The organism is Erythrobacter sp. JB1-7 (assembly GCF_057365015.1).
Window position 1 is genome coordinate 470,715 of sequence record NZ_CP200291.1, and the last position, 26,725, is coordinate 497,439.

23 protein-coding genes and 1 pseudogene are annotated in these 26,725 nt (G+C 58.9%); 15 read left to right on the forward strand and 9 right to left on the reverse strand.

Annotated features, from left to right (window positions below; genetic code table 11):
- Nucleotides 1–113: 113 nt before the first annotated feature.
- The 3 genes from AC0V6W_RS02295 to AC0V6W_RS02305 are packed head-to-tail and all read right to left on the reverse strand — an operon-like array spanning nucleotide 114 to nucleotide 2,837.
- Nucleotides 114–890, reverse strand: a complete 777-nt coding sequence (locus AC0V6W_RS02295) for an ABC transporter ATP-binding protein (RefSeq protein ID WP_486146742.1) — start codon at nucleotides 888–890, stop codon at nucleotides 114–116.
- Entirely contained in the window at nucleotides 887–1,927 is a 1,041-nt protein-coding gene (locus AC0V6W_RS02300; RefSeq protein ID WP_486146744.1) for a FecCD family ABC transporter permease, read from the reverse strand. The genes AC0V6W_RS02295 and AC0V6W_RS02300 overlap by 4 nt, the downstream gene beginning before the upstream one ends.
- Nucleotides 1,902–2,837 (reverse strand): ABC transporter substrate-binding protein, encoded by a 936-nt coding sequence (locus AC0V6W_RS02305; RefSeq protein WP_486146746.1) that lies wholly within the window; start codon nucleotides 2,835–2,837, stop codon nucleotides 1,902–1,904. Before AC0V6W_RS02305 ends, AC0V6W_RS02300 begins: the two co-directional genes overlap by 26 nt.
- Before the next feature lie 260 nt (nucleotides 2,838–3,097).
- On the opposite strand from AC0V6W_RS02305, the gene AC0V6W_RS02310 reads away from it, so the two are divergent.
- From AC0V6W_RS02310 to AC0V6W_RS02380, 15 genes are all read left to right on the forward strand, one after another.
- Nucleotides 3,098–4,432, forward strand: coding sequence for a cell wall hydrolase (locus AC0V6W_RS02310; protein ID WP_486146748.1), 1,335 nt, complete (start codon nucleotides 3,098–3,100; stop codon nucleotides 4,430–4,432).
- A gap of 205 nt (nucleotides 4,433–4,637) precedes the next feature.
- Nucleotides 4,638–5,123 (forward strand): hypothetical protein, encoded by a 486-nt coding sequence (locus tag AC0V6W_RS02315; protein WP_486146750.1) that lies wholly within the window; start codon nucleotides 4,638–4,640, stop codon nucleotides 5,121–5,123.
- Nucleotides 5,124–5,203: 80 nt separating this feature from the next.
- Entirely contained in the window at nucleotides 5,204–7,171 is a 1,968-nt protein-coding gene (locus AC0V6W_RS02320; protein ID WP_486146752.1) for a putative bifunctional diguanylate cyclase/phosphodiesterase, read from the forward strand.
- Between the two features lie 309 nt (nucleotides 7,172–7,480).
- The gene (gene mdh, locus AC0V6W_RS02325; RefSeq protein ID WP_486146754.1) at nucleotides 7,481–8,443 is read left to right on the forward strand and encodes a malate dehydrogenase; all 963 of its coding nucleotides are present in this window, start codon (nucleotides 7,481–7,483) and stop codon (nucleotides 8,441–8,443) included.
- A gap of 31 nt (nucleotides 8,444–8,474) precedes the next feature.
- Nucleotides 8,475–8,933, forward strand: a complete 459-nt coding sequence (locus AC0V6W_RS02330; protein WP_486146756.1) for a hypothetical protein — start codon at nucleotides 8,475–8,477, stop codon at nucleotides 8,931–8,933.
- A gap of 67 nt (nucleotides 8,934–9,000) precedes the next feature.
- Nucleotides 9,001–9,468 carry a hypothetical protein gene (locus AC0V6W_RS02335; protein ID WP_486146758.1) on the forward strand — a complete coding sequence of 156 codons (468 nt, stop codon included), beginning with the start codon at nucleotides 9,001–9,003 and terminating at the stop codon, nucleotides 9,466–9,468.
- Nucleotides 9,468–10,733 (forward strand): hypothetical protein, encoded by a 1,266-nt coding sequence (locus tag AC0V6W_RS02340; RefSeq protein ID WP_486146760.1) that lies wholly within the window; start codon nucleotides 9,468–9,470, stop codon nucleotides 10,731–10,733. Before AC0V6W_RS02335 ends, AC0V6W_RS02340 begins: the two co-directional genes overlap by 1 nt.
- Nucleotides 10,730–11,620: a succinate--CoA ligase subunit alpha gene (gene sucD, locus AC0V6W_RS02345; protein ID WP_486146762.1), complete on the forward strand. Its 891-nt coding sequence runs from the start codon at nucleotides 10,730–10,732 to the stop codon at nucleotides 11,618–11,620. Before AC0V6W_RS02340 ends, sucD begins: the two co-directional genes overlap by 4 nt.
- 63 nt (nucleotides 11,621–11,683) lie before the next feature.
- The gene (locus tag AC0V6W_RS02350; RefSeq protein WP_486146764.1) at nucleotides 11,684–14,488 is read left to right on the forward strand and encodes a 2-oxoglutarate dehydrogenase E1 component; all 2,805 of its coding nucleotides are present in this window, start codon (nucleotides 11,684–11,686) and stop codon (nucleotides 14,486–14,488) included.
- A 30-nt stretch (nucleotides 14,489–14,518) separates the two neighbouring features.
- Entirely contained in the window at nucleotides 14,519–15,736 is a 1,218-nt protein-coding gene (odhB, locus tag AC0V6W_RS02355) for a 2-oxoglutarate dehydrogenase complex dihydrolipoyllysine-residue succinyltransferase (RefSeq protein ID WP_486146766.1), read from the forward strand.
- Nucleotides 15,737–15,846: 110 nt separating this feature from the next.
- A complete protein-coding gene (lpdA, locus tag AC0V6W_RS02360) occupies nucleotides 15,847–17,268 on the forward strand; it encodes a dihydrolipoyl dehydrogenase (RefSeq protein WP_486146768.1) in 1,422 nt (473 codons plus the stop codon).
- A 15-nt stretch (nucleotides 17,269–17,283) separates the two neighbouring features.
- Complete coding sequence (locus AC0V6W_RS02365; protein ID WP_486146770.1) at nucleotides 17,284–18,264, forward strand: Rossmann-fold NAD(P)-binding domain-containing protein; 981 nt, start codon at nucleotides 17,284–17,286, stop codon at nucleotides 18,262–18,264.
- A gap of 120 nt (nucleotides 18,265–18,384) precedes the next feature.
- Nucleotides 18,385–19,473: a serine hydrolase domain-containing protein gene (locus AC0V6W_RS02370; RefSeq protein WP_486146772.1), complete on the forward strand. Its 1,089-nt coding sequence runs from the start codon at nucleotides 18,385–18,387 to the stop codon at nucleotides 19,471–19,473.
- A gap of 152 nt (nucleotides 19,474–19,625) precedes the next feature.
- Complete coding sequence (locus AC0V6W_RS02375; RefSeq protein WP_486146774.1) at nucleotides 19,626–20,324, forward strand: PepSY domain-containing protein; 699 nt, start codon at nucleotides 19,626–19,628, stop codon at nucleotides 20,322–20,324.
- Nucleotides 20,321–20,959 carry a trimeric intracellular cation channel family protein gene (locus tag AC0V6W_RS02380; RefSeq protein ID WP_486146776.1) on the forward strand — a complete coding sequence of 213 codons (639 nt, stop codon included), beginning with the start codon at nucleotides 20,321–20,323 and terminating at the stop codon, nucleotides 20,957–20,959. The genes AC0V6W_RS02375 and AC0V6W_RS02380 overlap by 4 nt, the downstream gene beginning before the upstream one ends.
- A gap of 140 nt (nucleotides 20,960–21,099) precedes the next feature.
- Here the strand turns inward: AC0V6W_RS02380 and AC0V6W_RS02385 are convergent, their stop codons facing one another.
- The 6 genes and pseudogenes from AC0V6W_RS02385 to rpsK form a co-directional block, all read right to left on the reverse strand.
- Nucleotides 21,100–22,128, reverse strand: coding sequence for a hypothetical protein (locus AC0V6W_RS02385; RefSeq protein ID WP_486146778.1), 1,029 nt, complete (start codon nucleotides 22,126–22,128; stop codon nucleotides 21,100–21,102).
- Nucleotides 22,129–22,328: 200 nt separating this feature from the next.
- Nucleotides 22,329–22,874, reverse strand: a complete 546-nt coding sequence (locus AC0V6W_RS02390) for a hypothetical protein (protein WP_486146780.1) — start codon at nucleotides 22,872–22,874, stop codon at nucleotides 22,329–22,331.
- A 212-nt stretch (nucleotides 22,875–23,086) separates the two neighbouring features.
- The gene (locus AC0V6W_RS02395; RefSeq protein WP_486146782.1) at nucleotides 23,087–24,496 is read right to left on the reverse strand and encodes a serine hydrolase domain-containing protein; all 1,410 of its coding nucleotides are present in this window, start codon (nucleotides 24,494–24,496) and stop codon (nucleotides 23,087–23,089) included.
- Nucleotides 24,497–24,600: 104 nt separating this feature from the next.
- A complete protein-coding gene (gene rplQ / locus AC0V6W_RS02400; RefSeq protein ID WP_486146784.1) occupies nucleotides 24,601–25,035 on the reverse strand; it encodes a 50S ribosomal protein L17 in 435 nt (144 codons plus the stop codon).
- 92 nt (nucleotides 25,036–25,127) lie between these two features.
- Nucleotides 25,128–26,184: pseudogene (locus AC0V6W_RS02405) on the reverse strand (DNA-directed RNA polymerase subunit alpha).
- A 138-nt stretch (nucleotides 26,185–26,322) separates the two neighbouring features.
- Nucleotides 26,323–26,715, reverse strand: a complete 393-nt coding sequence (gene rpsK / locus AC0V6W_RS02410; RefSeq protein ID WP_486146786.1) for a 30S ribosomal protein S11 — start codon at nucleotides 26,713–26,715, stop codon at nucleotides 26,323–26,325.
- Nucleotides 26,716–26,725 lie beyond the last annotated feature (10 nt).

A 26,725-nucleotide genomic window follows, 5' to 3' on the forward strand; every position in this document is an offset into this window, starting at 1 on the left:
CTGTTTAAAGAGCCCGATTGCGGGCGGAATTGGCCTTCGAAAATTGGACACGTCGCGCTGGTTCTGCCCGCTTGCGGTGCGCTCGATTGCGTGATGGCCAGAATGGCAACCCGCTATCCCTTAACGATCAGAGCGCGCGCTCCCGCATCGCCGGTCCACTGCGCTTCTACTCCCCACACATCACCGATGATTTGCGGCGACAACGCGGCACCGGGCGGCCCGGCAATCGCAAGGCGTCCTTTATCGAGCACAATCACATGATCGGCATGGTTCATCGCCAAGGCCAGATCGTGCAGCACCATCACGGCGCCCGTATCCCCGCCCCCCGTGCCACCTTTCACGCAGGATTTGAGATGCGCGAGCAGATTGAGCTGGTGCGCCAGATCAAGGCTGGCGAGCGGTTCATCGGCGAGGATAAATTGCGGCTGGCCCGCCAGCACCCGCGCGAGCAGAACCCGCGCGCGTTCTCCGCCCGATAGCTGATGCGCGCGGCGGCGGCGCAAATCTGCGCAATCGAGCGCGGTTAAAGCGGCCTCCACCGCCTCCGCTCCCGCAGGTGAGCGCGCATCGCCATGCGGCATCCGGCCAAGCTTCACCAGAGCCTCGACAGTCACATCCCACGCGATCTCGGCTGATTGGGGCAGATATCCCAGTGCGCGCGCGCGGGCCTGCGCCGAATAATCGGGCAGCGCTTTGCCGCCAAATTGCACCTCGCCCTGGGATGGCTCCAACAGCCCAGCACACGCCATCAACAGCGAGGATTTGCCCGCGCCATTGGGGCCGACAATCGCGGTGATGGTGCCGGGGGTGAACTCGGCAGAGATATCCTCCAGCACGCGCTTACCCCCGCGCATCAGCGACAGCTTGCGGACCGAAAGCGGCGCGCTCATAGCTGCCCCCGGCGCATGCGGATCAGCAGCCACAAGAAAAACGGCGCGCCGATCAGCGACAGGGCAATGCCCAGCCGCAGCTCTGTCACCAAAGGCAGCACTCGCACCGCGCAATCGGCTATCAGGACAAGCGCTGCGCCCGCAAGCGCGCTGGGCACGATCAGGCTGGAAGGCATACGGTCGGTTAACGGGCGCACCAGATGCGGGACGATCAGCCCGACAAATCCGACAATGCCCGCCACCGCGACCCCTGCCCCCACAGTCAACCCCACGCCCAAAACCAGCAATACGAGCAGGCGCGCAGGGTTCACGCCCATGGAGCGCGCGGCATCCTCTCCCAAAGTCAGCGCATCGAGCGGGCGCGCCGTCAGCATCAGCGCAGCGATGCCCGCCAGCGTTAAGGGGGCGGCGATCCAGACCTCGGCCCAGGATCTGTCGGTTAAAGCCCCGTTGAGCCACAGCACGATTTGGCTCATCGCAAAGGCATTGGGCGCAAGCGTTATGGCAAGCGCGGTGAGCGCGCCTGCGAGGCTGGCAATCATCAATCCGGCCAGTGTGAACAGCGCAAGTCCGCCGCCCGCGCCCGATGATGTTCGTCCCGCTATTGCGGCTAGCAGCGCCATACCGGTGGCCGCGCCGATTAAGGCAGAGGCGGGCAGTCCGTATGCGGCCCATCCGGCGGGGAGGAGCGAGACAGCCCCGCCCGCAATTCCGGCTCCGGCCCACAGCCACATCACCGCGCCCAATGCCGCCATCGGCGCAATGCCGAACAGGCCCGGATCAGCCAGCGGATTGCGCAAATATCCCTGCATCGCGGCCCCTGCTGCTCCCAATCCTGCGCCCAGCGTCAAAGCCAGCACCGCGCGCGGCAGGCGCAGCTCCATCAGGATGAGCGCAGCATTCGCGCCGCTATCGCCGGTATGGAACGGATCAATCCACACTCTGCCCGCCAACAGCGACAGCGGCACCAGCACGGCCAGCAGCAGGCCGAGCATCAGGCACAGCGTCACATTAGTGCGCATGGCGGCTCTCATCATGGATCATGTCGCCGGGCGGGTTGAGCGCGAAATCCAGCCTGATCTGTTCCAGCCGCTCCCACGCTTTGGGCATGCTGGGGCCGCCGCAATAAAACAGCTCTGGCCCAAACCGGGCGATGCGGGTGTTATCAAGCTCCCCGAGCAGCGGATGCGTTTGCCCCGCAGCATCGCCTGCCACCAGCAGCAGGTCGGGCGGATTGGCCAATATCGCTTCCAAAGTCACGTGGTCGGCCTGACCCAGCCCCATTTGCGCCGCATGATTGGCAAGCGCGAACCGGGCCAGATGCTCCCATACAAGCGATGTTTCGCCCGCTACGATCTGCCCCGGTTGCCATACCATGGCGCTAACCTGCGAAGGATCGCCGCGCGGCTCCGCGCCAAAGGATGGAACAGCGCGCATGATGCGTGCCTCTAACGCTTTGCCCGCGCGGGTTTGCCCCGAAAGCTGTGCCAGCCGCTTAATCTGCGTCAGGCTTTCATCGAGGGTGGCCGGGCTGCCAAAGGTTTCCACGCGCAATCCCAGCTGCTCCAAAGCGGCCTTGGTTGATGGCGCGATAAAAGTGCTGGCAGCGACCAGATCGGGTTTGAGCGCGAGGATTTCCTCCGCCGTCCCTCCGGTGACGCCGTAGCGCGCGGCTACATCTGGCGCGATGGAGCTGGATGCGGGATCGCGGCTGTAATGCGACAGGGCAAGCACTTGGTCAGGACCGGCAAGCTCGACGAGAATGGCATCAAGGCACGGATTGAGGCTGACGATTGTGGGTTTATCGCCGGGCGGATTGCCCGCAGGCGCGGCGGTTTGCGGCGGGCTGCATGCCGCCAAAAAAGCCGCGAAAAGGCCCGCAAAAAGGGCGACAATCGCCTTTCGCCAGGCGAATTGCGCCGCTGATTGAGTTCGATATCCCGTCACGTTGCGGGGCAGCGTTACGCATGGTGACGCTGACAGGCAAGCAGAGCTGGCCCGGTTTACCAAACCCGTTCAACCAAGCCCCGTCCGCCAAACCCAATTAACAATCTGATGCGCCTTGTTTGCTTTTTGTACAGGTTGCATATGTTAACTCGGAGACTGCCCGGTTTCACGCTACGCGCAGCTGCGCGCCTCCGGGTGCAAGCAACACTTCAAATTCAGGACACAGAAATCCGTTTATCGGCCCCAAATTTCCAAACGCAATGACCAAAGCCCGCATCTTTGAACGCGCCAATCTGGGGATCGAAAGCGCCCCGCTCAAAGCGCCCTTTGTGGCGCCTGCGCCCGGTGATGCGGCCCCGCGCGAAACGGATGAAGCAGGCCTTGAGGAAAACGCGCAGCCTGCAAAGCCTGCTCCTGATCTTGCCGCTGGCCCTACCTCTGGCCCCCCAACCGATAGCGCCGCATCCGAGCATCCCACTTTGCGTCAGCAATTCGAAGCGGTGCCTTTCAAGAAACGCGCTTTATTGCTTGCTGCGGTCATCGCGGTGCCTGCCATGGCCGCACCGGGTGATTTTGGCGCGCTGCCTGCCGATGCGCCAACCGCCAATGATGATTTTGCCACGCGCGAAATCGTGAAGGCCGCATTGCCGTTTGAGCGGCCCGGACAAAGCTTTCCCGGATCAGCGTTCTATTATCTGGGCGATCCGCCCAAGGACAAATTGCTCGCCCTGCCGACAACCGATGCATTCGACACTGGCGCAGAAGGCGCGCGCAAGCTTGGCTCTGCGATTGATGCAGGGCCAGCGGCGCGGCCATTCTTTTCCTCCAGCACAGGCCCTGCGCATTTGCGCGCGCTTGACTGTATGGCGCAGGCCATATGGTACGAAGCGGCAAGCGAGCGTGAGGCTGGCCAGCGCGCCGTTGCGCAAGTGGTGCTGAACCGCGTTGCGCATCCAAGCTGGCCCGGCAGCGTGTGCGGAGTGGTCTATGAAGGGTCGACGCGCTCCACCGGGTGCCAGTTCAGCTTTACCTGCGATGGCAGCCTGTCACGCCGGGCACGCGGCGCAAGCTGGGACAGAGCGCGCAGATTGGCATCGGAAGCTTTGTCTGGCAGCGTTTATGCCCCGATTGGCCATGCGACCCATTACCACACGCTTTGGGTTAATCCCTATTGGGCCAGCTCGCTCGATCATGTCGGCACAATTGGGGCGCACCGCTTCTATCGCAACCGCGGCACTGCGGGCGAGAAAGCGGCCTTTACAGGCAGCTATGCCGGGGTCGAACCGGCTGTAAGCGGCCGCACAGCGCCGCGTCCTTCGGGCACGGCGGCAGCAGGCATGGTATCTGGGACGGAGCCCGGATATGTGCCCGGCATACCCGGTACCGAAGGCGCGCCTGCGGCTACCGAGAATGCACCTGCACCAACTGCCGCCGCATCGGGCACCCCGCCCGCTCCTGCAGCAACACCCAAAGCGCCCCAGACGCAGCTGTCTGATCCGGCGTTAAAGGGCTCAGGTTCGGTCAAATCAGATTTTACCAATGCGGGCCAGTGGAAGAAACGCCCCGGCGACAAGCCCGATCCGCAGCAGGATTAAGCGTCCCTCTCAGCGGCCCCTTTCAGCAGGCCCTTTCAACTCGCAAAGCCTTATACTTAAGCATCTGGTAACTGTGTTTTCACACAAAATATTAGCGGGCTCGGCGCTATCCAAAGGCTTGATTTTCAAGCACCTGTGCTCTGCGCCCCCACCCGGCCCCTAACGCCGCGAAAAGGTGCTGCGCCAAACGCGGATAGCGCCCCAAATGACCATTCATTTCGCTCCTGCAAAGGGCAAACCCAGCGCTTTGGTTTGCCATCCCATCATGGTGAGCGGGGTGGCGGACAAGCGGATTGGCAGCGCGAGGAACGCCGGCACTCATGACCGGGTCAAGTTGGGCAAACCCGCCAATGATAATCGCAAGTCAAGCCTGGTGCGCAAACCCGGCGCGGGAACCATCCCTGTGGATGCGGGGTCAGACAAAGTGATTGAGGCCGCCTTGCGCCATTTTGGCCAGCACGGCCTTGGCGCAGCACGGGCGGCACGCATCCGGGCAAAGCAGGCGTTTTTCGAAGGCGACCGCAAAGCCTATGACTGGTGGACCGCAATCACCTATGCGCTTGACCGGCGGATGATCGCAGATGCGCCCCAAAATACGCACCCGAATGGCCTCCCGAATGGCCAAAGGTTAATGAAACCAGCCAATTCCGACGATGAAACCCGCGAAGTACCACCGGGAAACGCGGGTTAACCCCTTCATATCATGCGCTCTTGTTGAATGTGGGCGGGCGTTAACTCGGGCTTGACCACTTTGCTTTAAGCATCTTCGCCATGGGCGCGATCGGGCTAATACGAAAATTAAGGACGCTGCAAACCCAGCGCACGCGCACCGATAAGGTGTCTGCGCGGGTTCGGCGTTTGCTCGTGCGCACGCTCTACACCCAACCGCTCAGCCTGGCGGTGGGTGCCTTCACGACTATCAGCGCCGCTGTCATCGCCGCGTGGGTATCGCAATCGTCCGAATTGTACGCCGCCAGCCTGATCCTGTTTCTGATTGGCGCCGCGCGCGTTGGCTGCGCTTTTGGCCTGTCGCCCGACAAAGTCGCCAATTCCACCACCATGCTCGAACTCGTCTACGAAATTGGCGCGTTCAGCTATGCTCTCGCACTGGGATGCACCGCCGCCTATACGGTGCTGATCGGGGCTGAGGCCGAGGTGGTCGTGCTGTTGGTGGCCAATGCGCTGTGCTACGGCGTGGGCGTGTCGGCCCGCAATGCTGGCCGGTTGACCATTGCGATGGGGCAATTGTGCCTTGCCGCCCTGCCCATTGCGCTCGCCTGTCTGGTCAGCGGGAAAGTCGCCTATGTCGCTTTGGGTGTGACGATTTTCGGCCTTATCGCAGGTATGCTTTCGATTGCAGTCAACATTTTCAAGGTCTTGCGCGATTCCATCGCCTCGGCTGAAACCAGCGCCCAACTGGCCGATAAAATGCAAGTGCTCGCCCGCACCGATGTCGTAACCGGCCTGTCGAACCGCGCAGGCCTCAATCATTCCATGGTCGAAACGATGATGTCGCTGGATGATGAAAGCCAGCTGGCGCTGATCTGGATCGATTTGGACAGATTTAAGGAAGTCAACGATCTCTTGGGCCATCCCATCGGCGATAGAGTGCTGACCGAGGTTGCCCGCCGTCTGCGCGATGTGTGCCCAGCGACCAGCACAGTTTCGCGGTTTGGCGGGGACGAATTTGTCGTGTTCAGCCCGATCACCGACCGCAAGAATGCCGAATTGCTCGCTTCTGAAATTCATGCAGAGATCATGCGGCCCATGCGGCTGGATGGCGAACGGCTCGAAGTGCGCGCATCTTTGGGCGTTGCGCTGCTGCCAGAGGATGGCAATGACACCGATTCCCTCATGCAATGCGCGGATCTGGCGCTGTATCATGCCAAAGTGGGCGGACGCGCGCAGACCTGCTTCTTTGACAAAAGCATGACACGCGATCTGGTACGCCGGCGGGAAATCGAGGATGAACTGCGCGCCGCCTTGCAGCGCGATGAGCTGTCTATTTTCTATCAACCCATCGTTGATCTTGAGACGGGTCAAATCCGCTGTTTCGAAGCGCTGGTGCGCTGGTTCCACCCGGAAAAGGGCGAGCTGCGCCCCGATGAATTCATCCCCGTGGCCGAAGAAACAGGCGTTATCGTTACGCTGGGCAATTGGATCACGGCGCAGGCCGCGCGCACGGCGGCGACCTGGCCTGAAGACATTACCGTTGCGGTCAATCTGTCACCGCTGCAAATCCGCGCGCCCGGCGCGGCGCTGGGTATCCGCAATGCCCTGCGCGAGGCAAAGCTTGATCCGACCCGCATGGTTCTCGAAGTGACCGAGAGCCTGTTTATCGAAGACAATCACGCGACCGCCAGTTTCATCGAGGAATTGTCGGATATCGGCATTCAATTCGCGCTCGATGACTTTGGCACCGGCTATTCATCGCTGGCGCATATCAACACATTCCCGCTGTCCAAGATTAAGGTGGATCGCAGCTTTGTATCCGGCCCCCATGTGGGCAAGAAAAGCGATGCTATCATTCGCGCTGTCGCTGAAATGGGCAACACGCTCGATATGGAAATTGTCGCCGAAGGGTTGGAGACAATTGAGCAAGTGCGCACCGTGAAAGAGGCGGGCTGCACTTTGGGACAGGGGTATTATTTCAGCCGCGCCGTTCCCGATTATCTGGCGACGATGCTGCTGGCGCAGGAACGCGAAGGCGACACGCCCAAAGTTGTCGGCGCGGATTGATCCGCGTTTTCATCCGCGCATTTTTGGCGCGCCCTATCCCGGTCCAGTTTCCGTAACGGTATTGTCGCCCGCAGCGCTTCACCCCGAGCCCATATTGCAATTGCGAACTATGTGCAGAAAAACCCGTAAACTAAGGGCTTTTGTGCATTGCAATCGGCTCCGCACCCGCCTAACCCTGCACCCGCTTTAAGGTGTCATTGCCGCTTGGGACGGGGCAAATCACCGCGCTGGCGCTTGTGTTACATTTGCCCGCTCAAAAGCAGAACCTGAAATTGCCGTCCCATGGGATCTGGGAAGGACAATCCATTTATGGCCCGCACTAAAATTGCGCTTATCGGTTCTGGTATGATCGGTGGCACCCTTGCCCACCTCGCTGCGAAGAAAGAAATGGGCGACGTCGTCCTGTTCGACATCGCCGAAGGTATGCCGCAGGGTAAAGCTCTCGATCTGTCGCAATGCGGCCCCATCGAAGGGTTCGATGCCAAAATCACCGGCTCGAATGATTACGCCGATATTGCGGGCGCGGATGTCGTCATCGTGACCGCTGGCGTGCCGCGTAAGCCCGGGATGAGCCGCGATGACCTGCTCGGCATCAATTTGAAAGTGATGAAATCGGTTGGTGAAGGCATCAAGAACAATTGCCCCGACGCGTTTGTGATCTGCATCACCAATCCGCTCGACGCGATGGTTTGGGCTTTGCGCGAATTTTCCGGCCTGCCCCACAACAAGGTTGTCGGCATGGCAGGCGTTCTCGACAGCGCACGATTTGCGACATTCCTTGCTTGGGAGTTTGATTGTTCGGTGAAAGACGTAAACGCCTTTGTGCTTGGCGGTCACGGCGACACAATGGTGCCGGTCCTGTCATATTCCACGATCAACGGCATCCCGGTAAAGGATATGGCCAAGATCAAAGGCATTTCGGAGGATCGCCTCGATGAAATCGTCAAGCGGACCCGCGCAGGCGGCGGCGAGATTGTGAAACTGCTCGGCAATGGCTCAGCCTATTACGCGCCCGCCACCAGCGCGATTTCCATGGCCGAGGCATATCTGGGCGATCAGAAACGCATCCTGCCATCTGCCAGCTATGTGACAGGCAAATACGGCGTTGACGGCATGTATGTCGGCGTTCCCACCGTCATCGGCGCAGGCGGCACTGAAGACGTGGTCGAGATTGAATTGACCGACGAAGAGAAGGCGAACCTGAAAGTGAGCACCGACGCGGTCGAGGAATTGCTCGAGGCGTGTAAGGGGCTTGATAGCTCGCTTGCGTAGTTTCTGCTCATACAAAGCGTCAATCGCAGCAGTGCTGACCCTAGCGGCCAGCACTGCTGCGCTCGCTCAAGAAAGACCGTTCATTGAAGCAACGCCTGGCCATTTCTCTGAGGCGTTTGATACCTGCGAAGAAGCAAAAACGGGCAAGGCGTTCGACACCGATAAGATTACCCAGCAAGGTTGGCGCAATCGCGGTGGTCCATCAATGTTTGGCAAACTACCGAACGGGGCGAGCATAACCATAGGCGATAGCCAGAGCGGAGAAAACGATAGCTGTGTAATCATCGGCTGGGTCAACGAAGTGTCCAGTATCGACGAGGCGAGATCAAGAATTGCAAACAAGCTAGCGTTGACTTTGGAGGAGGATCCATCCGGCGCAATAATAGCTACGCGCGATGGTTGGCACTATGCTTTTCTGAGTTTCACAAAGCCGGAAGTTACTGACCAAACGCGCATGATCATCTTAATTTCTGCTTCAAAGCCATTCTAGAATTTTGCTGGGATTTACTGTTGTCCATCGAAGTTAAAACCAACACCAAAGCCACCCGCAGCTGACAATGCGCGCGCCCCTTGCCCTTCTGGCGGTAACGCCTGCTTTGCTCACCGCGCCTGCCCATGCGCGCGAGGTGGATCGGCAGGAGGTGGCTGAGCGTTTCGATACCGAAGCGGAGCAGGAGCAGCGGCTCTATTGCCGGGACACGCAGGTTTTCAGTGTCGAGCCGGGCGTATCTTACCGCGCCTGTGTCGATTGGCGCGCGCAGAACCGCACTCGCATCATCCGTTCCTATGCGGCGCTGGACGGGCCGGAAGTCGATGACGCCGCCAATCTCGATATTGCGCGCACCTGTTTCGACATCGCCGTAGCGCGCGAAAACGATCCACATCGCGAAAGCTTTCAAAAGGACATCTTCCTTGCTGCGGCTCGCACCAATTTTGCGGTCTGTGCAGCGCAGCGTTCGCTTAGCAAAGCCGGTCAATATTCGCTGCGGGTTTATGAAACCGGCGTATGGCTGGGAGGGCGGTAATGCGCGTTTTTGCACCCTGTGCTGCCGCTTTTGCGGTGTTGGCATCACCTTTTGCCGCGCCCGCTGCCGCGCATGATACGCCGCTTGCTTTGGTTGAGGGGTTGCAGGATCACTTGCTCGACTGCCCCGCTGCCAATGGCTATCAACCTGGTGCCGATCTGCTTAGCGATGGCTGGAGTGCGCGCGAGGGGACTGACCCCGTTTTGGCGCGGAAAGCCGCCGAATTCGCCGATCCTGACACAAGCGACAAAAGCAATGTCAACATCTTCACCAAACGGGTGCAAGGGTTGGAGCTTATCCAATTTATGGGCCTGCGCACGGTAAGCGGTGATGAGGCCGGAGGCGAAGGCTTTGCCGAAAACCTCGATGCGCCCGATCCAATTGATGCAGGCGCGCGTGCGGATACGCAGGCAGAAGACCAATCAGCGGGGCAATCCGCGACCTTCCTGTGCGTCACGATGATCCCCGACCTGCCCTTTATGCCCACTGGCAAATTGCTCAGCGCGGTGTTTGGCAAGGAAGTTGACGTTGGCGCCGAAAACACGCCCGGCAACAGCCGCGATGGGGTGTGGATTTGGGACGATCTATCGCCCACGCATCTGCGTACAATCGCGCGCTTTACCAACGCGCATACGGGCCAAACCGACCTGCCTGATGATGTGTTTTACCCCGGCTTTTACCTGTTAAGCCTGCGCAAATTCACCGCTGAATATCCCGATCCGGAAACCAGGCCTTATCCGGTGAAGGATGTGCTTGCGCTGGTTCAAAACACCTGCTTCGCTCTGCCTGATCCGGCAAAGGCTCTAGAACATTTCTATTCGCTTGGCTGGTACGGCATCGGCAAATCCAGCCACCCCGGCGCGCATGGATCGCGCGCCTGGCAAAAAAATCAGGCGGCTGGCTATGACGCAGATGCCCCCGATTTCATCACAGTGATGCAGCAGGATGTCGCTGGCGAAACGCTGTATGCTGTCATCGCTCTTGCCCAAAAAGATGGCGCGAGCGTCCAGTCATGCAGCATCGTGGATTATGACGAGGCGCGCACTTTGGATGCCTCAGACATTGGCACGTTTTTTGGCGCTCCGGTCCCGGAAGCGGCCCAGGTGCATGGCCAAACAGCGCTTCAGATCGACCTCGATAACGCAGACAAGCGCGGCAAAAACGGGGCCGACCAGCTTACGATTAAATATTTCCGGCCTACGGAAAACAACCCGCTATCCGGCATTCAATTTCACACCAGCTATAAAGAAGGTGATGCACCATGAGCATTCTCATCAACAAAGACACCAAAGTCATCACGCAAGGGATGACCGGGAACACCGGTACATTCCACACGCAGCAAGCGATCGACTACGGCACCCAGATGGTGGCGGGCGTGACCCCTGGCAAAGGCGGAAGCGAGCATATCGGCGTGCCGCAATTTAACACCGTGCGCGAAGCGAAGGCGGCGACCGGCGCAACCGCAAGCTGCATCTATGTGCCGCCGCCGTTTGCCGCCGATGCAATCTGCGAAGCGATTGATGCTGAGATTGAGCTTATCATCTGCATCACCGAAGGCATCCCCGTGCTCGACATGGTGCGCGCCAAGGCTGCGCTCACCGGCAGCAATTCGCGCCTGATCGGGCCGAACTGCCCCGGCGTTCTCACTCCCGATGAATGCAAAATCGGCATCATGCCCGGCTCTATCTTCAAGAAAGGCAGCGTCGGCGTGGTCTCGCGCTCGGGCACTTTGACCTATGAGGCGGTGCACCAGACCACCATGGTGGGCCTTGGCCAGACCACAGCTGTTGGCATTGGCGGTGATCCGGTGAACGGCACCAACTTTATCGACGTGCTCGACCTGTATCTTGATGATCCCGAAACCAAGTCGATGATCATGATCGGCGAAATTGGCGGATCAGCCGAAGAGGAAGCGGCGGAATTCTTAAAGCAAGAAGCCGCCAAGGGCCGCTCCAAACCCACCGTCGGCTTTATCGCAGGCCGCACGGCGCCTCCGGGCCGCCGTATGGGCCATGCAGGCGCGATTGTGTCGGGCGGCAAAGGCGGCGCGGATGATAAAATCGCCGCGATGGAAGATGCCGGCATCCGCGTATCGCCCTCGCCATCAGAATTGGGCACGACGCTCGATGCGATGCTGAAAGAGATGGCCTGAATTTAAGGGGATACCCCGCATTTGCGCGGGGTATCCCTGCTCTCTTCCCCAGAGGCAATTGACATGAACACACAATCCCCCCGTTTCCTCCCCGAAATGTCCGATCAGGAAGGCCCGCAGCCCGGCCCTTCGTGGGGCAATCCGAAATGGCTCGATTCCGTCTCTGGCGCTGGTGAAGATCTCGCGGCTGCGATGGACCCCACGCAAATGCGGGTTCTGGTTGAGAAAGCGGCGAAAAAGGCGGGCAAACCGCTCGATCAGGATGCGCTGCAGCACGCCGCCGATATCTCGAACAAGGCGATGACGCTGGTGCGGCTCTACCGGGTGCGCGGACATATGGCCTCCAATCTCGATCCCCTTGGCCTTTCGGCGGAGCGGGAAGAGCCCGAAGACCTGAGCCTCGAATTTCACGGCCTTGCAGGGATGGAAGCCGAAGAGGTTTATGTCAGCGATGTGCTCGGCCTCGAATGGACGACAATTGGCGCGCTCTATAGCCGCCTGCGCGAAGTGTATTGCGGCAATGTCGGCCTTGAATACATGCACATTGCCGACACCGAAGAACGCCGGTTCTTGCAGGACAAATTTGAAAGCCCCGGCGATACGATCCAGTTTACGCCGGAGGGCAAAAAAGCGATCCTGGCTGCGGTTTTGCGCGGTGAGGGATACGAAGAGTTTCTCGGCAAGAAATATGTCGGCACCAAGAGATTTGGCCTCGATGGCGGGGAATCGATGATTCCAGCCCTGGAGGCTGTCATCAAGCATGGCGGTTCAGCAGGCGTGCGCGAAATCATTTACGGCATGGCGCATCGCGGGCGCTTGAACGTGCTCGCCAATGTGATGGCCAAACCGTATAAAGTGATCTTCCACGAATTTTCGGGCGGCACCGCCAACCCCGAAGATGTGGGCGGATCGGGCGATGTGAAATATCACCTCGGCACCAGCACTGACCGCGAATTTGACGGCATTTCGGTGCATATGTCTTTGACCCCCAACCCCTCGCACCTGGAAACGGTGAACCCCGTTGTGCTTGGCAAAAGCCGCGCGCAGCAGGCTATCCGCGATGATCTGGACGATAAGCAAAGCGTCCTGCCCGTCCTCATCCACGGCGATGCAGCGTTCGCTGGCCAGGGTGTGGTTTGGGAAAGCCTCTCGCTATCCGGTGTGCCCGGTTACGATACGGGCGGCTGCATCCACTTTATCATCAACAACCAGATCGGCTTTACGACCTCGCCCAAATTCGCGCGGTCCTCGCCCTACCCATCTGATGTGGCCAAAGGCGTGATGGCCCCGATCCTGCACGTCAACGGCGATGATCCCGAAGCGGTGACATTCGCGTGCAAGCTGGCGGTTGAATACCGCCAGAAATTTGGCCGCGATGTTGTGATCGATATGTGGTGCTACCGAAGGTTCGGACACAATGAAGGTGATGAACCCAAATTCACCCAGCCGCTCATGTATGAAGTGATCGGCAAACACCCCAAAGTCTCCCGCGTGTATGAAGAGCGCCTGATCGAAGAAGGCGTCATCGACGAAGGCCACCGCGAAAGCGTGGCTGCGGAATTTGCCGCGCAGCTTGAGGATGAATTTGAAGCCGCCAAAAGCTATTCCGCCAATGAAGCGGACTGGTTTGGCGGGCGCTGGGCGGGCCTTAACAAACCCGCCGATGATGAAACCGCGCGGCGCAATGTCGAAACCGCGATTGAGCCCAAGACGTTTGATGCTTTGGGCCGAACCTTAACCGACGTTCCTGAAAATGTGAATATTCACAGAACCTTGAGCCGCGTTCTTAAAGCTAAGGGCGAGATGTTCTCAAGCGGCGAAGGCTTTGATTGGGCCACCGCCGAAGCGCTCGCATTCGGCAGCCTTGTGATGGAAGGCTATAATGTCCGTCTGTCGGGTCAAGACAGCGGGCGCGGGACGTTCTCACAGCGCCATGCCGTATGGGTCGACCAGACAACCGAACACAAATATGTGCCCCTCACCACCCTGCCGCATGGCAAATTTGAGGTCTATGACAGCACTCTGTCCGAATACGGTGTGCTGGGGTTTGAATACGGCTTTGCCATGGCAGACCCCAAAAGCCTCGTCCTGTGGGAAGCGCAATTTGGCGACTTTGCCAATGGCGCGCAGATCATGATCGACCAGTATATCGCCAGCGGTGAAGCAAAATGGCTGCGCGCCAACGGCCTTGTCATGCTACTCCCCCACGGGTTTGAAGGACAGGGGCCAGAGCACTCGTCTGCCCGGCTGGAACGGTTCCTGCAATTGTGCGCGAATGACAATATTCAGGTCTGCAACATCACCACGCCGGCCAATTACTTCCACGTTCTGCGCCGCCAGATGCTGCGCAATTTCCGCAAGCCTTTGGTGATTATGACGCCCAAATCGCTGCTGCGGCACCCGCTGGCGAAATCTGCGCGCGAAGAATTTCAGGGTGATTGGCAGTTTAAGCGGATCAAATCGGACATCACCGATATTGCCGATGATAAAGTCAAACGCCTCGTGCTGTGTTCGGGCAAGGTCTATTACGACCTCTACGAAAAGCGCGAAGCCGAAGGTTTGAAAGATGTGTCCATCGTGCGGATTGAACAGCTTTACCCCTTCCCCGGTGATCCGCTGGCGATCCGGCTTGAACGGATGAAGAACCTCAAGGACGTCGTGTGGTGTCAGGAAGAACCTCGCAATAATGGCGCTTGGTTCTTTGTCGACAATCAGATCGAGGCATCGCTCACCAAGGCAGGCCATACTGGCATGCGCCCGATTTATGCAGGCCGCGATGCATCGGCATCGCCTGCCACTGGCCTTGCGAAACGTCACACCGAGCAGCAAGAGGCGCTTGTCGCCGATGCGCTTGGGCTTTCGAAATAATTCTTCAGATAAGGCTTAAGGACCAAACACATGGCCACTGAAATCACAGTTCCCGCTCTCGGCGAATCCGTCACCGAAGGCTCTATTGGCGAATGGCTCAAACAGCCCGGCGACGCGGTTGCCGTGGATGAACCGATCGTTTCGCTTGAAACTGACAAGGTCGCGGTCGATGTGCCCTCCACTGTCGCTGGCGTGTTGTCTGAACACCGCGCCGAAGTGGGCGATACAGTTGAAGTGGGCGCGGTTATCGCGGTTGTTGAAGCGGGCGCGGCGGCAAAACCTGCCGCTGCCAAAGCGGACACGCCTGCACCTGCGGCAAGCGAGGCCGCTGCAGATTCGTCGCAAACGCTTTCCCCCGCCGTGCGGCGCGCGGTGCTTGAACACGGGGTTGATCCATCCACCATCAAGGGCACTGGCAAAGGCGGGCGGATCACCAAGGAAGACGTGCTCGAAGCGGCCAAAGCAAAAAGCGACAGCCCGGCGCCTGCGCCCGCAGCCTCTCCCGCATCGGCCCCGGCCCCCGCAGCCGCAGGCGCCCCAGCTGGTGAACGCCGCGAAGAACGCGTCAAAATGACCCGTATGCGCCAGACCATCGCCAAGCGTTTGAAAGGCGCTCAGGAAGAGGCTGCTCTGCTCACGACTTTTAACGATGTCGATATGAGCGCGGTCATCGAAGCGCGCACAAAATACAAAGACCTGTTCGCAAAGAAGCACGATATCCGTCTGGGCTTTATGGGCTTTTTTGCAAAAGCAGCCTGCCTCGCGCTGAAAGATGTGCCGTCGGTCAACGCCTATATTGAGGGCGATGAGATCGTGTACCACGACTATGTCGATATCTCGGTCGCGGTCAGCGCGCCCAATGGCCTCGTCGTCCCAGTGATCCGCGATTGTCAGGACAAAGGCTTTGCCCGCATCGAGAAAGACATCGCCGATTTTGGCGCGCGCGCGAAAGAAGGCACGCTGACCATGGCCGATATGCAGGGCGGCACCTTCACCATCTCCAATGGCGGCGTGTTCGGTAGTCTTATGTCCACACCGATCATCAACCCGCCGCAATCGGCCGTGCTGGGCCTCCACCGCATCGAAGACCGCCCCGTCGCGGTAAACGGCGAAGTGGTGATCCGCCCGATGATGTATATCGCCCTGTCTTACGACCATCGCCTGATCGACGGGCGCGAGGCTGTGACAGCGCTCAAAATCATCAAGGAAGCAATCGAAGATCCCACGCGGATGCTGATTGATCTTTAACCCTCACTCCGCTCGTGCTGAGCATATCGAAGCACTGCTCTTCACTTTTGAGCGGAACACCCCAAGTGAAGGACAATCCTTCGACAAGCTCAGGATGAGCGGAGTTATTAATGGCTGAATACGATTACGATTGCCTTGTTATTGGCGCTGGCCCCGGCGGGTATGTTGCCGCCATTCGCGCGGCGCAATTGGGGCTGAAAACCGCTTGCGTGGAAAGCCGCGAGAGTTTGGGCGGCACTTGCCTCAATGTCGGCTGCATCCCTTCAAAAGCGCTTCTCCACGGCTCGGAATTGTTCGAGGAAGCCGAGGGTGGACACTTCGCCACTTGGGGTATCACAGCCAAGCCTAAGCTCGACCTTTCTGCAATGATGGCGGAGAAAACTAAAGCTGTCGGCGAATTAACAGGCGGCATCGAGTTTCTCTTCAAAAAGAACAAAGTGACCTGGATCAAGGGCCACGCCGCCTTCGAAGATGCGCACACTGTCAAAGTGAGCCCTTCGACAGGCTCAGGACAGGCGGACAAAGTCACCGCCAAAGACATCATCATCGCCACAGGCTCAAGCGTTACTCCCCTGCCCGGCGTCGAAGTCGATAACGCCGCCAAACGCATCGTTGACAGCACTGGCGCGCTCGAATTCGAAGAAGTGCCAGAACATCTCGTCGTGATCGGCGGCGGGGTGATCGGCCTTGAGCTCGGATCTGTCTGGCGGCGTTTGGGTGCGAAAGTCACTGTCATCGAATTCCTCGACCAGCTGCTCCCCGGAATGGACGCGGATGTGCGCAAGGAAGCGGGCCGCATCTTCAAGAAACAGGGCATGGAGCTGATGCTCAGTCACAAGGTCACTGGCGCTAAGGCGAGCAAAACCGGTGTGTCGCTAACGGTTGAGAAATCCGAAGGCGGTGACGAACAAACAATCAAGGCAAGCCACGTGCTCGTCTCAATCGGTAGGCGCCCCAACACCGATGGTCTTGCGCTCGATAAAATCGGTATCGAAACCAACAAGCGCGGCCAGATCGAAGTGAACCACGATTTCAGCACCGGCGTAGACGGCGTATGGGCCATTGGCGACTGTGTCCCCGGCCCCATGCTCGCTCACAAGGCTGAGGATGAAGGCATTGCATGTGCTGAAAACATCGCGGGCGAAACCGGCATCATCAATCACGCGGTGATACCCGGCGTTGTTTACACCATGCCCGAATTTGCCGATGTCGGCCTTACCGAAGCGGCTGCGAAAGAAGCGGGCCACAAAGTCAAAGTCGGCAAATTCCCCATGATGGCAAACAGCCGCTCCAAAGCGAACCGCGACACGACAGGCTTTGTCAAAGTCGTCGCCGATGCGGAAACCGACAAAGTTCTGGGCGTGCATATCGTCGCAAGCCTGGCTGGCACAATGATCGCGCAGGCAGCCCAAGCGATGGAATTCGGCGCAACGTCAGAAGACATAGCCTACACCTGCCACGCGCACCCCACTCACGCCGAAGCCTTGAAAGAGGCGGCAATGGCGGTGACGGGCAAGCCTATACATATGTGATCTGGGGAGTTCGAGATGGCCCGTTCAGCCGCGATTATCGGAGCGGGCCAGATCGGACATACAGCATCGCTTGCCTTTCGTGAGGCAGGCTGGGACGTGTGTGTCCTTGCCCGCAGCGCGCCTGCTTGGACGGCTGCTGATATCGCCCATCAGCGTTATTCAGCAGGCGAAGACCCCGCGCCAAATGCTGATGTTGTGCTCGACACTATCGCCTTTGATGATCGGGACAGCGCCCGATATGATCCTGGTAAAGTGGGCCGATACATCGCTGTCTCTTCTGCAAGCGTCTATTGCGACAGCGAAGGGCGCACATTGGACGAGGCCGCGCAAAACGGTTTTCCCAAATTCGAAGGGCCCATCAACGAGGATCAATCCACGGTCCCACCGGGAGCAGACACATACTCCACTCGCAAAGTTCGCATGGAGAACAAAGCGTTTGATGTGTTCGGAAACCGGGCGACAATCTTGCGCCCCTGTGCAGTCTATGGGCCTTACTCACGGCATCCGCGCGAATGGTGGTTTGTCAAAAGATTGTTAGACGGCCGCAGCCGCATTCCGCTGGCTTTTCATGGTGAGAGTCAGTTTCACACAACTTGTGTGCAGAAAATGGCCTCCTTCGCGCTGGCCGCAGCGCAAGGCGATCATGGCGGCGTCTTCAACATCGCCGATGATTTCGCGCCTAGCACCGCGCATATCGGCAGTAATGTTGCCGCAGAAATGAATGCCAGTTGCGAGCTCGTACCGATGGACGGTGCGCCTGTAGGAACAGTGGGGCGATCCCCTTGGTCTGTGCCTTCACCGTTTGTGTTGAGCTGCCGAAAGGCTGCCAGCATAGGATGGGATAAGTTCGCTCTCTATCCCGGAGATAACGATCCCATTGGATGGCTTTCTAACCTCAAGCCCGATGACTGGCGCACCGCCTTCCCGCATCTCGCCGGCTATCCGTGGGACTTGTTCGATTATGAGGCAGAGGACCGGTATTTCGCAGCCCAGTGAATTTCCTGAGCCCCGGACGAGTGAGTGCTGACGAGGTGAAGATATATGTGTGCTTGCATCCCTTGAGCACCATGCTACGTGTGTTATCGAATTGATACACCAACACACGTAAGGATCTTTATGCCGCTCACTCAATCGCTCGCCCGCTGTCTTGCACCGCTCGCTATCACCGCACTTTGCGCCGCTGCGCCTATGTCTGCGGTGAACGCGCAAAGCGGCGAAGAATTAGCCGCGATTGTAGAACCCGATGCACAAAGCGGCGTTTATATGGGCGCGGTGCTTGTCGCTGATGCCGATGGCGTGCAGTTGGATCAGGCATGGGGCTCTGCCGACCTTGAATGGGATATCGCAAACACCACCGAGACGAAGTTTCGCATCGGGTCAGTCACTAAGCAATTCACCGCGGTTTCCATTTTGCTGCTGCAAGAGCGCGGCTTGCTAAATGTCGATGATCCGGTTTCCAAACATATCCCAGACACTCCCGAAGCGTGGACCGGGATTACCTTGCGCGATTTGCTTGGGCACACATCGGGCATTCCCAATCTCACATCACTTGAGCAGTTCGGAACACAGAAATTTTTGCCCACTTCGCAAGATGATCTTATCGAAATGTTTGCGGATCTCCCGCTCGAATTCGAGCCGAATTCCAAATGGAGCTATTCCAACTCAAACTACGTCCTGCTGACGCGTGTGGTCGAAAACGTAGCCAAGCAAAGCTATTCTGAATTTGTGACGGCCAATTTGTTCGAACCGCTTGAGATGCAGTCCACCGGAATTGATCGGAGCGCGCAAATTCTACCAAACCGAGCGTCAGGATACACGCCTTCGGAAAACGGCGTGGTGAATGCTGAATATATGAACATGGCCATCCCTGCGGGCGCTGGCGCGCTTTATTCGACCACCGGCGACTTGCTCAAATGGCAGCGCGGTCTGTTTGGCGGCGCAGTGCTAAACGAAGAAAGCATGGCGCAGCTGACAATGCCGGGCGAATTTGAGGCGGCGGCAGGCGCAAAGTACGCCATGGGGCTGCTTGTTACGGACGGACCAAATGGCCGGATGATCTGGCACGGCGGCGGGATCGAAGGCTTTAACGCGTTTCTCGGCCATGCCCCAGCCACCCAGACAACAGTGGTGGTGCTTGCCAATTTGAACGGCGGATCGGCTGCAAAGCTTGGCATGGGATTGTTGAAAGCCGCCAGCGCTGAATGAGCGCACCGCCCTGCCTTCGCTGGCTGCTAAGTATCCCAGGCGCCTGTTCGACTGCAAAACTGAGGATCGGTTTTTCGCAGCCCGGTGATCGTCCTTCGCTTTAGGCGATATCTCCTTGCACCGCTGCGCCGCGCGCTTCAAAGGCGCAAGCTATGGCTCAACACACTATCATGCGCGCGCTGGCGAAATATCATGTCTGGCTGGGGTGGCTGGTCGGCGTGCCGATTGTCATGTGGCTGGCGAGCGGTCTGTTTATGACGCTCAAACCGATTGAAGAGGTGCGCGGGGAGCATTTGCGGCTGCCCGCTGCCGGTGCAGCTCTGGTGATCGAAGGCAGCGCTTTGGCGACGCAGGACGCGCAGCTTAAAGATATGCGCGTGACCATGCAGGATGGCCGCGCGGTGGCGATTTTGACAACGCTCGACGGGATCACCACCCGCGTTGATCTAGAAAACGGCACGCCCCTCCCCGCCCTTGACGCAGCGGCTGCACGGGCACTTGCGGCCAAGCGGATCAAGGGCGGCGACGCTGTGCGCGCGGTGACTTTCTTTGAAGCGGATGATGTGCCGTTTGATTTCCGCCGGCCTATCCCTGTGTGGCAGGTCGCGCTTGAGGATAGCACCCATGTCTATATCGGCCGCAATACCGGCCAGGTTGAGGCTGTGCGCACCCAGTGGTGGCGGTGGTTTGATCTCGCTTGGGGTTTGCACATTATGGATTTTGATGAGCGCGAGACGACGAGCCATCCGATCCTGATCCTGTTTGCAGGGCTTTCGCTTACCGGGGCGATTATCGGGTGCATCCTGATGTTCCGCCGCCGCAAAACCCGCCCTGAGCAGATGGCCAAATGAACGAGGCGATCCTTACCCCGATCCTCGACTGGCTCGATATTGTCGGCATTGCGATCTTTGCGCTGTCGGGCGCTTTGGTTGCCGCACGAGAGCGTCAGACATTTGTGACCATGGCGTTCTTTGCGCTGGTCACAGGGGTTGGCGGCGGGACGGTGCGCGATCTGCTGATTGATGCGCCGGTGTTCTGGATGACCGACCCGTGGGTCGCGCCTGTGTGCCTTGGCATGGCTCTGGTGGCGTGGTTTACGCCGGTCAAGCTGTGGGAAGGCAAGCTGCTCGATTATGCGGACGGAGTTGGGCTGGCCGCTTATGCTGTGCTGGGCAGTGCAAAGGCGATTGCTTACGGCGTGCCGCCTGTGCCCGCCATCCTAATGGGGATTATCACGGGCTGTGTTGGCGGGGTCATTCGCGATGTGGTCGCCGGGCGGCCTTCAATCATTATGCAGCCTGAATTGTATGTGACAGCGGCGGCGTTAAGCTCGGCTTTGACAGTTATCGGCATGGCATTTGCGCAAGCGATAGGGCTGATTGATGCAGCGATCTGGAGCGGCGCTTTTGTCGCAGGCTTTGCGCTGCGGGCGGCTGCGATCCGGTTTAACTGGTCGCTGCCAAGCTATGGGCGCGGCCAAGTTTAGGCAGCAAAGTATAGACGCATCCGGACCTGCAAAACTGAACGGCGAACCAACCTGCCATCATAGGCAAATCAGTCCGCCGCCAGGCACTCCGCCGCAGAGGACACTTGCGGCGAAACTTGGGTTACTGCGAGCAGCGCCGCTTAATTGCCCCAATTGGTTCCTTGTGAATTGCCCAGATCACCATCCACCGTTTCAGGAATAGTCTCGCCCGGTATCGGTCCGCCGGGATAGGCTGGCTGCGGCCCAGCAGCTTCAAAGCGGCCATTCAGCGGCTCACGCGGGTCGCCCCGGTCCACCAGAGCAATGCGCGCATTGGCATAGCGATCATCGCTCAACTGGCCCTCGGCGCGGGTCGAATAGGAACCGTCATAGGGCGCGCTCTCACGGTTCTGGAAAGCTTGGGTGCGAAACCCGTCGCGGTAATCGAGCGCTTCGATCCGACCATCATTGGAAATGCGGCAGGTGAACGGCTCGCCATTGGCAACAGTCCCGCGCACGTTCCAGCCATTGCCGCTGCGTTCGACCCCGCTGATATCACCCAAAGCTGCATCGCGGCTGACGGCGTTGCTGCACGTATCAATCGCGCCATCAATGCCAATGGGTGCGGCGGAACGGCGCTGATCTTGGGGGTCTTGGGGCACTTGCTGTTGCTGTTGCTGTTGCTGTTGCGGCAAACGCTCAGCTGCGCCGCGCCCGCGATAGGTTTCGACATCGACCCCGCGAGAGCGCAGATATTCCAGCTCGCGCTGTTGTTCGCGGTTTTGTTCGCGCAGATCGCGCAATTCGCGGTCCTGCTGGTTTTCGCGTTCCCAATCATTATGCCGATCGCGGCGGCGTTCATATCGGTCGCGGCGGTCGCGGTTGTTGTTCGCCGCGCTCGCAATGGCGGCAATCCCGCCGATAATTGCAACCCCGGCCAGCACATCACCCGCCCGCACGCCGCGCCTGTGGCCCCGGCGCCAACCGCGCCTGCCCCACCGGCCCCAGCGGCGATATTCGCTCGCCTCGCTGGCACTATCGCCCGGCAATGGCTGATGAAATTCGGTGTAAAGCGTGTTGTGTTTGGCGGTGGTATCAACCGGCAATTGCGCCGCGTGCGCCGGTGTCACAGTCATGGAGGCGGCAGCCAAAAGCCCGGCCATTGCCCCGATACGATAGTTGTGAGCCATAAGCTCCCTCCTGTTGATCGATGCGAGCGGCCACCACGCGCTCTATGTTGCACACACCCGTGTAGCATAAAGACTGAGCCTTTGCTGAACCGTATGCGCGCGGCCCTGTTTTTTCCCTTTATACCCGCACGCAAAAATGCGCCCCGAGCCTTGTAAGAAAGACCCGAGGCGCACCTCATACCCTTTGGTGGGAGGGGGTATTAGCGAAGACCGCGAATGCCGCGAAATTCTACAAAGGGGCGGCCGCGACCATCAAAGTAGCAAGTGAACCGGCCCCGGTCGAAATCACGGCGATCATATCCGCGCGCGCCTTCGACCTGGATGCGGCCTTTCACGCGGAAACCATTGCGAGTGCGGTCTACATCGCGGATCTGTGTCACATCGGCAAAGCGGTATCCGCCAAATTTGCGCGCTTGGCGTTCGGCCACTCGGACACAGCGCTCCACCGCGCGGCGGCCGTTAAAGCGGTTGCCATTAAAGCGCTGGTTGTAATGGCGGTTGTTGTGATTGCGATCATAACGGCGATCGCGGTAATGCCCGCGGCGGTTGCGATCACCGTCAAAAGCTCCGGCAAGCGCGGCAATCCCGCCGATAATAACAGCGCCCGCGATCACATCGCCTGCGTCTATTCCCCGGTCCCGGTGGCGATCATCCGCCATGGCAGGGGTCGCACTTGCCAGGGCCATCGCGCCAGCCGCGACAGTCCCGAGCGTGCCTTTGGCGAGGGTTTTTGTCAGTTTCGTCATTGGGTTCTATCCTCGGGTTTTACGAGTGGCGGAAGAATTTCCGTTCACTGTGAGAACCTTTTAGATGAACGATTCTGAGATGGGCCTGAGCGAGCCTTGCAGGCGATGTTCAGGTAAACACGCATTTTCCTGAACATACAGGTGCCGCAATACCCCCTGCGCAGGTGTTTAGTGAACAAAACCCAAGGAGCAGCCGGAGGGCCACTGCGGCCCTAATCCTCCAAGGCGGCCAGCACATCTCTGGTGAAAGCAGCGATATCGAACCGGGTGCCCACCATATCCTCTCCGCGCCGCACGATCACGACATTGCGGCTCGGCACGATGACAAGATACTGCCCGCGATTTCCGCGCGCGAGAAAAGCGTCATCGGGAATGCCATCATGCGCATCGGGCCGGCCTGGATGCTTGAATGTCCACCACCCGGCGCCATAGCCAAAATTGCCGGTTTCCGGCTGCGGGCCGCTCATCGCTGAAACATAGTCGCCCCACCCTTCGGGCAGCAGGCGCTCTCCGCTGGGCAGCACACCGTCGTTCAAATAGAGTTGGCCTAGCTTCGCAAGATCAGGCGCGGTCGTCCACACTTGGCTGGAGAGGACATAATTGCCTCTGATATCGGTTTCCGCGACCGTGTTCGTCATCCCGATTTTGCCGAAAGTTTCCGCCGGGGGATAGAATTCAAGATGCCCCTCAACCGCTTTCACCGCCATCAGCGTATCATTGTTGGCATAGCGAAATTGGGTGCCCGGCTTGGCGATCACTGGCCAATTGGTCGCGCGTTCATCAACCGTGGTCCCTCCCCAATACAGCGGATCGGTGCGGTTGCCGGTGGTGTCGGAATACCGCCCCGATGCCATGCGCAAAGCGTGATCGATGGTGATAGCGCCGCGCGGATCGGTTGAGCCGCCGCGTAGCCAGTAATTGATGCCAACCGGATCCTCGACCGCATATTCCCCCGATTGGACAGCCACACCCACAAGGGTCGCGGCGATGCTTTTGGCGACCGACCATGTGCGCTGGGGGGTATCGGGGCCAAAGCCGCCGGCATATTTCTCGCCCAGCGGCATACCACCTTGCGTGACGAAAACGGCGGTGGTGCGGCCTTCTCCATATGTTTTGCCAAGCGCATTCGAAAAGATCGGAGCAAGATCGGCTGTTGGCGGAACCAAGGCGTATTCTGATGCGCCTCGCTCGCCGTCCGCATTGTCCAAAGCGCTTTTAGGATTGCTTGCGTCCTCGGGCGCGCCCAAAGGCAGCACCGAACAGCCCGTACCCTCGCCATAATAGACCGCCAGCCTATCCGGCATATCTTGCGCCCATTCGACCTGCACATGCGCAATCCGGCCCGAGGGCCGCCTTACGATCTCATATTTCAGATCACGGACGATATCATCAAGCGGCGCCTGAATTCCGGTCAATTCCCAATCGTGAATGCTTTCCAGTGACCGCTCACCACCAGCAGCCTCGGTATGCGCCATCGCGCTGCATAGGAACAACGCCTTATATCCCGCCGCCAATGCGCGGTCATATCTGGCATCAAGGCGGTCCTGCTGCGATTGCGCCTCGGCGCAAGAAGCAGACAAAGCGAGTGCAGCGGCGGCTGCGATTACGGTGAGTGGTCTCATGCAAGCGACACTAGGGCGCACACCGCAAAAGAAAAGGGCCGGCGGATTGTACCGCCAGCCCTAAATCTTGTGCCCCAGCTTTCGCCGGAGTGATGAAGGATCCGTTACGCGGCCGCTTCCGCCTCGGCGTATTCGTCCACTTCGCTCATGTCGGGGCCGCTGTCCTGGCCTTTGGCATCGACGTCACGCTCGACAAATTCGATGATCGCCAGAGCCGACGCATCGCTTTCGCGGTAGCCTGCCTTGATGATGCGGGTGTAGCCGCCATCACGGTCGCTGTAACGCTCAGCCAGAACGTCGAACAGTTTTTTGAGCTGAGTTTCATCCTGCAAGCGGCCCATGGCGATCCGGCGGTTCGAAAGCCCGCCGCGCTTTGCCAAAGTCACCAGCTTTTCGACATAAGGACGCAGCTCTTTCGCTTTCGCCTGTGTGGTGCTGATCTGCTCATGCTTGATAAGAGCGGCCGCCATATTGCGGAACAAAGCCTTGCGATGGCCCGATTTGCGGCTGAGTTTCCGCTGTGAAATTCCATGACGCATTGTGTTTTCCTTCGTTCGTTATGGGCCCGTATCAGGTAGCCCGTAGCTGGCGGCGCTTTCTCAAAGTGAGCGGCGCGCCGCCGAAACCCGTTTTAACCCAGCAGCTCTTGCTCCAGCTTCTTGGCCATTTCTTCAATGTTCTCAGGCGGCCATCCGGGGATGTCCATGCCCAAACGCAGACCCATGCTGGAAAGCACTTCCTTGATCTCGTTCAGCGACTTGCGGCCAAAGTTTGGCGTGCGCAGCATTTCGGCTTCGGTCTTTTGGACCAAATCGCCGATATAGATGATGTTGTCGTTCTTGAGGCAGTTTGCACTGCGGACGGACAATTCCAGCTCATCGACCTTTTTGAGAAGGTAACGGTTGAGCTGGTTCGCATCGTCTTCCTGCGGTTGCGCTGCCTGGCCGATCATCGCCGATTGCGGCTGCGGGATGCCATCTTCGAAATGGACGAACAAAGTCAGCTGATCCTGAAGAATGCGAGCAGCATAAGCGACCGCATCATCCGGCGTGACAGTGCCATCGGTTTCGATCGTCAGCGACAGTTTGTCATAGTCGAGTTCCTGACCAACGCGGGCGTTTTCGACCTTATAGCTGACCTGGCGGACAGGCGAATACAGCGAGATCCACCGGGATCAGACCAATCGGCGCATCCGCCGGGCGGTTCTGCACGGCAGGCGCATACCCTTTGCCAACGTCAGCGGTCAGCTCCATGTTGAGCGTCGCGCCTTCGTCGAGATGGCAAAGGACCAGATCCTTGTTCATCACTTCGATGTCGCCAGTGACAGCAATATCGCCCGCTTTCACGGTTGCCGGGCCAGTTACGGACAGCTGAAGGCGCTTGGGCCCCTCGCCTTCCATTTTCAGCGCGATCTGTTTCACGTTGAGGACCATATCGGTCACGTCTTCGCGCACACCGGCCAATGATGAAAATTCGTGCAGCACGTTTTCAATCTTGATCGACGTGATCGCGGCGCCCTGCAATGAGGAAAGCAGCACCCGGCGCAGCGCATTGCCAAGCGTCAGGCCAAAGCCACGTTCAAGCGGTTCAGCGACAAATGTCGTCTTGCGCTGCTTGTCGCCGCCTTCCTTGACTTCGAGAGCGTTGGGTTTCTTCAGTTCCTGCCAGTTCTTCGTGTTGACGGACATGGATTTCCCCTAATTCGCTTAATTCTAAGCGGTTCAAATTTCTGAGCGAGATGCCGGGCAGTTTAGGTTCACAACTGCCTGCCAGACCCGCCCTTGCGAGTGCACGATGCCATCACAGCTTCGTGCACCAATTGCGGATCAAACGCGGCGACGCTTGGATGGCCGCACACCATTGTGCGGGATCGGCGTCACATCGCGTATGGATGTAATATTGAAGCCCACCGCTGCAAGTCCGCGCAGCGCGCTTTCGCGGCCAGAGCCCGGACCTTTCACTTCGACTTCAAGAGTGCGCACACCGTGTTCAGCGGCTTTTTTGCCCGCATCATCGGCGGCCACCTGAGCGGCATAAGGGGTCGATTTACGGCTACCCTTAAAACCCATCATGCCAGCAGAGGACCAGCTGATCGCATTGCCCTGTGCATCGGTGATGGTGATCATTGTGTTGTTAAAGCTGGCATTGATGTGCGCAACGCCGCTCGAGATATTCTTTCGGTCGCGGCGTCTTACTTTACTGCCGGGTTCGCGTGCCATTGTTCCAGTT

What these genes read in the sequence shown, in the direction of transcription:
- AC0V6W_RS02370 (WP_486146772.1), top strand. Translation starts at nt 18,385, where the DNA reads ATGCCGCTCACTCAATCGCTCGCCCGCTGTCTTGCACCGCTCGCTATC.
- rpsK (WP_486146786.1), bottom strand. Translation starts at nt 26,715, where the DNA reads ATGGCACGCGAACCCGGCAGTAAAGTAAGACGCCGCGACCGAAAGAAT.
- AC0V6W_RS02300 (WP_486146744.1), bottom strand. Translation starts at nt 1,927, where the DNA reads ATGATGAGAGCCGCCATGCGCACTAATGTGACGCTGTGCCTGATGCTC.
- AC0V6W_RS02335 (WP_486146758.1), top strand. Translation starts at nt 9,001, where the DNA reads ATGCGCGCGCCCCTTGCCCTTCTGGCGGTAACGCCTGCTTTGCTCACC.
- AC0V6W_RS02340 (WP_486146760.1), top strand. Translation starts at nt 9,468, where the DNA reads ATGCGCGTTTTTGCACCCTGTGCTGCCGCTTTTGCGGTGTTGGCATCA.
- AC0V6W_RS02385 (WP_486146778.1), bottom strand. Translation starts at nt 22,128, where the DNA reads ATGGCTCACAACTATCGTATCGGGGCAATGGCCGGGCTTTTGGCTGCC.
- AC0V6W_RS02350 (WP_486146764.1), top strand. Translation starts at nt 11,684, where the DNA reads ATGAACACACAATCCCCCCGTTTCCTCCCCGAAATGTCCGATCAGGAA.
- AC0V6W_RS02320 (WP_486146752.1), top strand. Translation starts at nt 5,204, where the DNA reads ATGGGCGCGATCGGGCTAATACGAAAATTAAGGACGCTGCAAACCCAG.
- AC0V6W_RS02315 (WP_486146750.1), top strand. Translation starts at nt 4,638, where the DNA reads ATGACCATTCATTTCGCTCCTGCAAAGGGCAAACCCAGCGCTTTGGTT.
- AC0V6W_RS02365 (WP_486146770.1), top strand. Translation starts at nt 17,284, where the DNA reads ATGGCCCGTTCAGCCGCGATTATCGGAGCGGGCCAGATCGGACATACA.
- mdh (WP_486146754.1), top strand. Translation starts at nt 7,481, where the DNA reads ATGGCCCGCACTAAAATTGCGCTTATCGGTTCTGGTATGATCGGTGGC.
- AC0V6W_RS02295 (WP_486146742.1), bottom strand. Translation starts at nt 890, where the DNA reads ATGAGCGCGCCGCTTTCGGTCCGCAAGCTGTCGCTGATGCGCGGGGGT.
- lpdA (WP_486146768.1), top strand. Translation starts at nt 15,847, where the DNA reads ATGGCTGAATACGATTACGATTGCCTTGTTATTGGCGCTGGCCCCGGC.
- AC0V6W_RS02380 (WP_486146776.1), top strand. Translation starts at nt 20,321, where the DNA reads ATGAACGAGGCGATCCTTACCCCGATCCTCGACTGGCTCGATATTGTC.
- odhB (WP_486146766.1), top strand. Translation starts at nt 14,519, where the DNA reads ATGGCCACTGAAATCACAGTTCCCGCTCTCGGCGAATCCGTCACCGAA.
- rplQ (WP_486146784.1), bottom strand. Translation starts at nt 25,035, where the DNA reads ATGCGTCATGGAATTTCACAGCGGAAACTCAGCCGCAAATCGGGCCAT.
- AC0V6W_RS02310 (WP_486146748.1), top strand. Translation starts at nt 3,098, where the DNA reads ATGACCAAAGCCCGCATCTTTGAACGCGCCAATCTGGGGATCGAAAGC.
- AC0V6W_RS02390 (WP_486146780.1), bottom strand. Translation starts at nt 22,874, where the DNA reads ATGACGAAACTGACAAAAACCCTCGCCAAAGGCACGCTCGGGACTGTC.
- AC0V6W_RS02375 (WP_486146774.1), top strand. Translation starts at nt 19,626, where the DNA reads ATGGCTCAACACACTATCATGCGCGCGCTGGCGAAATATCATGTCTGG.
- AC0V6W_RS02395 (WP_486146782.1), bottom strand. Translation starts at nt 24,496, where the DNA reads ATGAGACCACTCACCGTAATCGCAGCCGCCGCTGCACTCGCTTTGTCT.
- sucD (WP_486146762.1), top strand. Translation starts at nt 10,730, where the DNA reads ATGAGCATTCTCATCAACAAAGACACCAAAGTCATCACGCAAGGGATG.